The organism is Ferrovum myxofaciens (genome assembly GCF_000735045.1).
GTDB classification, from domain to species: domain Bacteria; phylum Pseudomonadota; class Gammaproteobacteria; order Burkholderiales; family Ferrovaceae; genus Ferrovum; species Ferrovum myxofaciens.
Map to the genome: position 1 here is coordinate 1 of NZ_JPOQ01000041.1, position 7,963 is coordinate 7,963.

Here is a 7,963-nt window from a genome sequence, read left to right on the forward strand (position 1 = left end):
CTGTCAGATCCACGACCTGCATCAACGCTAGGCGTTGAATGCGGCTCAGATTTCCCGCGTCTTGAATCTGGATCACAAAACGGTAGCCACCTGGTTGGCTCGGCCCCACTTCATCTCCCGTGCCGCTGGCACATTGGGGAGATTTTAATATTGTTGCGGATTGTGTTCGCATTACGATTGCCGCCTGGTTCCCTGGCAATGGTTTCGCAGATTTTCGTTTTGGTCCAATTTGGATTCTCAGAGAGAAGTTCGTCGCCTCTCCGCTGCCAGGCTTCGTTCCTTACCCGAGTAGCTTCTTTTTTCCTTTCACGAACACCCGAGAGCCTGGCCGGATTTGAAACTTCTGGTTCACCTAAGGCAGATAGCCATCCAGGCATTGTCCATTCTTTCCTCTTCGCAAAGCCAATAAACTCATCCAAGCGAACATGGTTCGCATATTGCGAATCGGACATTTGATGCCTGCTTATTATATTTGCCGCGATGGCGTTATCGGTCGCTGACAACCTTATCCGATAATCCTTTTCTTGCTTCCCGTAGTTAATCGGCTCGACGCTTTCAGGGTACGTGGTATAGAACTGCGTGCAGATCTCCGAAAATGCGTCATTTAGATTTTGCTGCATAAGGTCGGAAATAGTATGCGGGTCAATCCCCAGCGACAGTAAAACCGCTTGCTGAACACTCACAGTGGTTATGGATTTCCACTCAGCGGAATCTGCGGGGTATAACTGGGCCAGATCACTGGGTATGCCTTCAACTTCACCTTGTGACGATTCATGGGCCACGTCATCTGACATGATTGCTCCTTTGATTAATTTCAGTCTGCAACGGGACAAGCACTCTTGAGTTACATCACTCACGAGTGCTCATTTTACAGAATCCATCAAAGGGGGCAGGTACTTGGCTTGAATTTCTCGTTTAGGGGGATCGAACGAGTGTGGGGAAGGATATGGCTGCTATTCAAAGATTATCTGCCAATGTCCAGACAGATACGAAGAAAGCCGAATCTAAATGGCATACCAGATGGCATACCGAAATCTTTATAATAAATAAAAATCATTTAAATCAATATGTTATATATTATGTCTGGCGGAGAGGGCGGGATTCGAACCCGCGTTAGGATATTATCCTAAACACGCTTTCCAGGCGTGCGACTTAAACCGCTCATCCACCTCTCCGTGTGAGATTATTTGATCTTGGCTTCTTTGTACGGAACATGCTTGCGAGCGACGGGATCAAACTTCTTGATTTCCATCTTTCCGGGCATGGTTTTCTTGTTCTTGGTGGTGGTGTAGAAATGACCGGTACCAGCGGTCGATTCCAGTTTGATCTTGTCACGCATGTAAAGAATTCTCCTTGGAATTAACCTTGCAGAGCCGTTCCACCCAACTCGGCGAGAACGACTTCAATGCCTTTCTTGTCGATCAGACGAAGTCCCGCATTGGAGACGCGCAGACGAATCCAGCGGTTCTGACTTTCCAGCCAAAAACGACGATATTGCAGATTGGGTAGAAAACGCCGTTTTGTTTTGTTATTGGCGTGGGACACATTGTGGCCAACCATGGGTTTTTTCCCGGTGACCGCGCAGACGCGTGCCATGTTGTAACTCCCGTAATTAATGTATTGAAAAATCGCAAACGAGGATTATCGCATGAAATATCCGATTTCAGCAAGGTCCAATTCATGATCCTGCCGGTTCCACAGATAGATGGGTTGACCGAAGCCCTTCCACCCCGACAGTTTCAGCGCAGAAGACAAGCGTCGAACTGCTACATATACCTGCACAGTGCCCTGGTCGTGGTGCTGATACAATCCGAGGAGACAAAGCCCTGTGACCATCGAACCCGGGTATCGATTTCAACATTACAGTATTTAAGGAATGACCAATCATGAGTCGCACGAAAAGTAAACCAGGCCCCGGCGTAGGTGTCCTAGGGCTGTCAGCCCTGGGAATCGTTTTTGGTGATATCGGGACGAGCCCGCTTTATACCTTCAAAACCATTCTCAACATGACAGGTAGCGCGCCTGCACCCTATGTCATCCTCGGAATACTTTCGTTGATTCTGTGGACGCTCATTATAGTCACCTCTGTGAAATATGTAGGCTTTGCGATGAGAGTCGATAATGACGGAGAAGGAGGGGTTCTTGCTCTGATGTCCCTGCTGGCTGTCAAGAAACACCGAAGGCCGACGATTGTTGCCATCGGATTATTTGGGGCAGCACTGATTTATGGCGATGGAGCGATCACCCCGGCTATTTCGGTTCTTTCCGCGCTTGAAGGATTGAATATTGCCACGCCGGCCCTGAGGCCCTATGTTCTGCCGGCCGCAGTGGCGATTCTCGTTGCACTCTTTGCAATCCAACCGCTTGGTACGGCGCGAATCGGCAAGGCATTTGGCCCAATTATGGCTGTCTGGTTTTTTGCGATCGCGCTCCTTGGTCTATGGGGGATTTCCCGGCATCCGGCAGTCTTGGTTGCTCTTAACCCGATTTATGGCATTCGCTTTCTCTTTTCAAATGGTTTTACGAGTTTTCTTGTGTTGGGAGGAGTCTTCCTGTGCGTCACGGGTGCTGAGGCGCTCTATGCGGACATGGGACATTTCGGCCCCCGTCCCATCAGACTCGCCTGGTCAGCCATAGTGCTGCCAAGTCTGGCGCTGAATTATGCAGGTCAGGCTGCCATCGTACTCGGTGGCGCATCCACGACCGATAATATTTTTTATCAATTGTGCCCGGGACCTCTCCTTATTCCATTTATTCTCTTGGCGACGATCGCAACCATCATTGCCAGCCAATCGATTATCACGGGTGCATTCTCGATGACCCGGCAAGCAATCCAACTGGGCTGGTTACCCCGCGTGCGGATCGCCCAGACCTCTGCAGAAGGTTACGGACAAATCTATGTCGGGACCATCAATTGGTTGCTCATGATCGCCACAGTCAGCCTGACACTTTTCTTTGGGAAGTCCGACAACCTGGCGGCGGCCTACGGAATCGCCGTTTCGCTAACCATGCTCATGACTTCCGCGCTTCTTTTCATTGCCATGCGCGAGATCTGGGGCTGGAACCGGTTCGCAAGTGGCGCGATTGCTGGTGCTTTTCTTTGTATTGATACCAGTTTTTTCGTGGCAAACCTCACCAAGATCGCTGACGGTGGTTATGTTCCGCTGCTTCTCGCCAGCCTGATTTACGGAATAATGTGGATCTGGCACAGCGGCTCGACGGCAGTGGTACAAACCCTCACCGAGCGGGGTGTTTCAGTCAAGGAGTTCCTGGGGTCAGTCGTGTCCCGTAAAATCCCCCGGGTTTCTGGCACCGCTGTCTTTCTGACCCGGACATTGTCCGAAACACCTCCCGTCATGGTTTGGCATGTCCTACACAACCGCGCGTTACACGAACTTTTAGTTGTGCTCACCGTTGTGTCGGAATCTGTCCCATGGATCGAAAATTCTAAACGCCTGTCATTGGTAGAAATCGAACCCAATTTCTGGCGCGCAACAGCAAGGTATGGATTTATGGAGAGGCCAAACATTCCCGAGGTGCTTGGGCACGCATTCGAGCAGGGCTGTCCCCTTCAAATAGACGATGTAGTCTACTATATCGGGCATGAAACTGTTCTTGGCAGAGAGGACGGGAAAGGTTTGCCTCACTGGGTGACAGTTGTCTTTGCCTGGATGGAAAGAAATTCTGTACACGTCACGGACTTCTTCAGATTACCCGGTGATGGGGTGGTGGAAATTGGACGACAGATCGCCATCTGATACCCCGTTCGCCACAGACCAGGTCAGTCAGTTCACTGCACAGGATTTCGTCGATGCCGTCATCGATAACGGAGTGAAGTTGTCCATGGATGGTCGAGGTGCGTGGCGTGACAACGTTTTTGTCGAGCGAGTATGGCGGTCAGTCAAGTACGAGCGCGTCTACCTTCGGGCCTACGATAGCGTCAGCGCCGCACGCAAGGACATTGCGGAATATATCGACTGGTACAACGGTGAACGGGGTCATTCGAGCCTCAATGGCAAAACGTAATGGCATACCATGTATTTCTTGCCTGACAAAACACAATAAAATCAATTCGTTATGTCTATTATTTGGCGGAGAGAGAGGGATTCGAACCCTCGATGCAGTTTTTGACCGCATGCTCCCTTAGCAGGGGAGTGATTTTATTTTAAATAATCATTTATTGACAATATGTTAATGTAGTTTTACAATTAATATAACGAATATGGGGACAAAACGGGGACAGTTGGAGTTTTGACGATGGCGACATTTCTGGAACGGGACAGCGGTTGGATTCAGGCCAAGGTCAGACGCAAGGGCTACCCATCGCAAAGCAAAAGTTTCAAAACCAAGACGGCAGCGGAAGTTTGGGCTCGCAATGTCGAATCTGCCATGGACAAAGGTTCCTTCGTTTCCACTTCTCTTGCTGAGAACACCACCCTTTCGGAAATCATTGTCAGATTTCTGACTGAGTTCGCCCCGTATCACTACCGACAACGCGAAGACAAAAGAGAGTCATGGCGATTTGAATGCCAGCATCTTGACATTTTTTTAGGAAAATATTCTATTGCCGCACTGATGCCTCAACTGATTGCAAAATATCGGGACGAACGGCTGAAGAAAGTGTCCGGCGCTACAGTGCGGAAAGAATTGAACATGCTTTCGAAAGTTCTCACTGTGGCAACGCAGGAGTTCGGAATTCCCCTCCCCGCCGGAAACCCTCTACCGAGAATCAGAAAGCCAAAAGGCGGGAAGGCCAGAGATCGGAGATTGACAGCAGCCGAATGGTTCGCATTGGAACATGAGTGCCGGTCTTCGCGTAATCCCTGGCTCTGGCCTGGGGTACAACTTGCCGTCGAAACCGGAATGCGTCAGGGCGAATTACTCCAGCTTCGGTGGAAGATGATAGACCGGACACGCTGCCTGGCCCTTCTACTTGATCCTGCGAAGTTAAAAACAGAGGAGCCGCGTGCCGTCCCCCTCTCAAAATCAGCACTCATGGTACTGGACTTGCTGCCCTCAAACGATCAAGAGGACGCTATTCTCCCCGTCGGAAAGACAACCCTCTACCATGCCTTCATAGCAGCTTGTAAACGCGCCAACATTGATGACTTCACATGGCATGACCTGCGGCATGAGGCGTTATCCAGGCTAGCTGAGCGAGGTGATTTATCCCTCTTTGAAATAGCCACTGTCAGTGGTCATAAGACCATGCAGATGTTGAAACGCTATACCCATTTGCAGGCCGAAAATATTGCCAAAAAACTAGGGTAACCACTATCCCGTTGCATAGAAGGATTGGCCCGGAAATTGGAGTAAAATAACCGTGCAGGCATCTCGAAAAGACCGGAATAGTCCCATGCGGGAATTTCAAATTTACTCATCTACAACCTGACTGCATTCAAGTTCAAATAATTTACAAAACCAGCTGGCAAAATTAATTGCTGTTATAGAGAATGGGTCAAGAATTTTCTTGGCGATTGCATTTCCGAACGCTTCCCCAGGTGGATCTTGCCAAGCAAGCCACGAATGAATTACCGCCTTATCATTGTGTAGGTCCATGAATGGCGCTGAATAAGTTGACTTTGCATTAGCGACAACTTCTTTAGAATATTCAAGTAAATTACGACCTTTTTCATCAGTTACAAGAGTAGATAAAAATGTTTCCATCATCCCTCTAGAATTATTGTCAGGCATGATCCATACGCCAAGTCTCTTCTCCTGTTGATTGCATAAAATTAACCCGTTTATTGGAAAACTATCAGGTAATTCAGGAAAATTAACTCGACATATTGTTTTAATGGATTCCCATCGCGAGTTGATATTTTCATCTGCATCAATCACAATACCTAGAGTAGAGCATGACTTAATATATGTACTGAATGTAACTTGATTTAAAATTTTATCAACACCACCTTCATCTTTGATATCAACCGGGGGATCATCTCTTGGCCACTCTGTGTGCTCCCTCATTAACATGGCAATCGCATACTTATCAGTGCTTCCTTCTACCAAAAGTATCTTTTCTTTTTTTTGTTTTTGCATTAGCGAACCTCAATATTTCTGGTAGCAGCAACTCTTATCTCGTCGGCGGAGTAATAAATAGCAGGGCCATCAAATGATTCAATGCGTTGAATACTGATTTCAGATTCTTTTAGCATGGCCAATGATTTTATGCAGTCATTATTGTGCGTTGTCGCAAACACTTGAACATTTAAACGATTTGATGCGGCAACAATCATTTCCCACATAGATGAGAGAGCCCTGAAATGGAGTCCTATGTCTATTTCGTCAATCAGTAGAATTGCATCTTTCGATTTTACAAGAGCGATCGCCAAAACAAGCATCCTCCAAGTGCCTTCACCCAAACTTCCAATTGGGACCGGTTTTTCTAAGTCGCGCATTTTTACAATAAAACCCGTCTTTTGACCAAATTGTGGGAAAATAACAGGCGAACTGATGGCGGCGACTTGCTCGATATTATCGTCGAGTGACTGCAAAGCCTCAACAACGCGTTTTTCTTCAGCAGTTAAGGCGACTGCATTCCACATGGAAATCAACTCTTGGCCGGTCAAGGATGTGGTAGGTATATATTGAAAAACCGCTCGCTCATCTTCATTAGGAAACTGTTGAAAATTTATATTTACCAGGGTCTGGAGAGTGTTTTGTTTCAGAGTTCCTTGAGAGGAAAGGGGAATGGATAGTAACAAAGGATTTTTTTTGTCCGATCTGGTAATTGATAACGCAATTTTTGGTCCAAATGTGTCCATTCCTTCGCTGGGAAGTGATGCGTACAAAATTTGGTCCACCTGCTTTGCTTCAATTATCTTGAAGTCGACATCGATACTTTTATTAGCCTGGGTCATTATTGCGCTAATTTTGAACGCAGACCCAAGTTTAACCTCATGCCCGTGAAATAAATGCCTGACAGATATCTCTGGTTGAATTACTCCCTGTGGTATTCCAACATAGTTTACTATTTCACCGCGGCCACTAATAATTTTCCAAATTGTCTGTGGATCACCTTTAGAAATTATCAACATTATCGCCTCAAGGACCGATGTTTTTCCAATGTTATTCCCGCCAACAATAAGGTTTATACGCTTAACCTTATTCATTGAGAAGTTTTTAAATCCACGGTAATTTTCAATTGTTAGAGCGCTGATCATGCTTATTTCCTATGAAATTTCTGAGATACACCAGAAGTCGGATGGTCGCTTGGCCAAATGCAGGTCGTTCACGCCGTGAGAACGAACATCGATGGCTTGCACACAAAGCCCGCGCATTCTTCGTATTCTGACCGAATTGATCCAGATTGTATTTCGTCTCAGTCATCTATCTGGCTCCATATAATTGATCCAGCGTTTTGACGATTTTATCAGTTTCCAAACTCACCCGCGCTACCCTCTGGACCAACTCAAGGGGGTAACGCGGGTTCTTCATGGTTTCCACGGCCCAGTCATTGGCATCTGACACGATTCCGCTGTCCTTGTCGGTCTTGACGCACTGGCGCTCCATTACCCAGTCCAGAGCAGGCTTTCCGTTCACGATGAACTCATGGGCTTCCAAGGGAATCTCTGAAATCGTAATCCGGTCATTGTAGTGGATCGTGGTCAGGTCTTTTTCCTTCCCAGTCTTACCGTAACGCATCTTGACCACGCGATAATCAGCATCGGTCAGAGGCGCATCCCCGTGAACCGTGAGGGTCACCGGATATAGCTCCACAGTTTCGTAGTTCAGGTGCAGGTCAGCCAGTTGTCGCCCTGCCTCACAAAACGCCCAAAACTTCTCTGCTCCCGGCACGCAGGGAATGCGGGGCAGTTCCTTGGACAGATTGTCGGCGTACTTGGCACGATAGTCGGGAGAATGGAGCAGACCATAGATGTAGTAGAAGACATCCTCCTTGGAAATGGCCTCTCCCGGATAGGCTGTCTCAAAATGCGCCAACCCTTCATCGGTAAGGGCA

General features: G+C 47.7%; 8 protein-coding genes, 1 tRNA gene and 1 pseudogene. 3 read left to right on the forward strand and 7 right to left on the reverse strand.

Annotation, left to right across the window (positions count from 1 at the left end; genetic code table 11):
* Positions 1-110: 110 nt before the first annotated feature.
* The 4 genes from IV91_RS0106890 to rpmB form a co-directional block, all read right to left on the reverse strand.
* The gene (locus tag IV91_RS0106890; protein WP_031597112.1) at positions 111-794 is read right to left on the reverse strand and encodes a PDDEXK family nuclease; all 684 of its coding nucleotides are present in this window, start codon (positions 792-794) and stop codon (positions 111-113) included.
* A gap of 290 nt (positions 795-1,084) precedes the next feature.
* Positions 1,085-1,175 (reverse strand) — tRNA-Ser (locus IV91_RS0106895).
* Positions 1,176-1,183: 8 nt separating this feature from the next.
* On the reverse strand, positions 1,184-1,339 hold the full coding sequence (gene rpmG, locus IV91_RS0106900; protein ID WP_031597113.1) for a 50S ribosomal protein L33: 156 nt from the start codon (positions 1,337-1,339) through the stop codon (positions 1,184-1,186).
* Positions 1,340-1,359: 20 nt separating this feature from the next.
* Positions 1,360-1,596 (reverse strand): 50S ribosomal protein L28, encoded by a 237-nt coding sequence (gene rpmB, locus IV91_RS0106905; protein WP_031597116.1) that lies wholly within the window; start codon positions 1,594-1,596, stop codon positions 1,360-1,362.
* A gap of 290 nt (positions 1,597-1,886) precedes the next feature.
* Between rpmB and IV91_RS0106915 the strand changes: the two genes are divergently transcribed.
* The 3 genes and pseudogenes from IV91_RS0106915 (at position 1,887) to IV91_RS0106925 (ending at position 5,271) form a co-directional block, all read left to right on the forward strand.
* Complete coding sequence (locus tag IV91_RS0106915) at positions 1,887-3,758, forward strand: potassium transporter Kup (protein ID WP_031597120.1); 1,872 nt, start codon at positions 1,887-1,889, stop codon at positions 3,756-3,758.
* Between the two features lie 7 nt (positions 3,759-3,765).
* A pseudogene (locus tag IV91_RS0106920) lies at positions 3,766-4,026 on the forward strand (transposase); the annotation flags it as partial.
* Between the two features lie 231 nt (positions 4,027-4,257).
* Positions 4,258-5,271, forward strand: coding sequence for a site-specific integrase (locus tag IV91_RS0106925; RefSeq protein ID WP_031597123.1), 1,014 nt, complete (start codon positions 4,258-4,260; stop codon positions 5,269-5,271).
* 102 nt (positions 5,272-5,373) lie between these two features.
* On the opposite strand, the gene IV91_RS0106930 is transcribed toward IV91_RS0106925, so the two are convergent.
* The 3 genes from IV91_RS0106930 to IV91_RS0106940 all read right to left on the reverse strand — a co-directional run.
* Positions 5,374-6,042: a DUF3226 domain-containing protein gene (locus tag IV91_RS0106930; RefSeq protein WP_031597125.1), complete on the reverse strand. Its 669-nt coding sequence runs from the start codon at positions 6,040-6,042 to the stop codon at positions 5,374-5,376.
* A complete protein-coding gene (locus tag IV91_RS0106935) occupies positions 6,042-7,166 on the reverse strand; it encodes an AAA family ATPase (RefSeq protein WP_031597126.1) in 1,125 nt (374 codons plus the stop codon). The genes IV91_RS0106930 and IV91_RS0106935 overlap by 1 nt, the downstream gene beginning before the upstream one ends.
* 166 nt (positions 7,167-7,332) lie before the next feature.
* On the reverse strand, positions 7,333-7,963 hold a 631-nt coding region (locus tag IV91_RS0106940), incomplete at its 5' end, for a type ISP restriction/modification enzyme (protein WP_031597128.1).

Coding starts and splice junctions, on each gene's coding strand:
- rpmB (WP_031597116.1), bottom strand. CDS start 1,596: ATGGCACGCGTCTGCGCGGTCACCGGGAAAAAACCCATGGTTGGCCAC.
- IV91_RS0106915 (WP_031597120.1), top strand. CDS start 1,887: ATGAGTCGCACGAAAAGTAAACCAGGCCCCGGCGTAGGTGTCCTAGGG.
- IV91_RS0106935 (WP_031597126.1), bottom strand. CDS start 7,166: ATGATCAGCGCTCTAACAATTGAAAATTACCGTGGATTTAAAAACTTC.
- IV91_RS0106890 (WP_031597112.1), bottom strand. CDS start 794: ATGTCAGATGACGTGGCCCATGAATCGTCACAAGGTGAAGTTGAAGGC.
- rpmG (WP_031597113.1), bottom strand. CDS start 1,339: ATGCGTGACAAGATCAAACTGGAATCGACCGCTGGTACCGGTCATTTC.
- IV91_RS0106930 (WP_031597125.1), bottom strand. CDS start 6,042: ATGCAAAAACAAAAAAAAGAAAAGATACTTTTGGTAGAAGGAAGCACT.
- IV91_RS0106925 (WP_031597123.1), top strand. CDS start 4,258: ATGGCGACATTTCTGGAACGGGACAGCGGTTGGATTCAGGCCAAGGTC.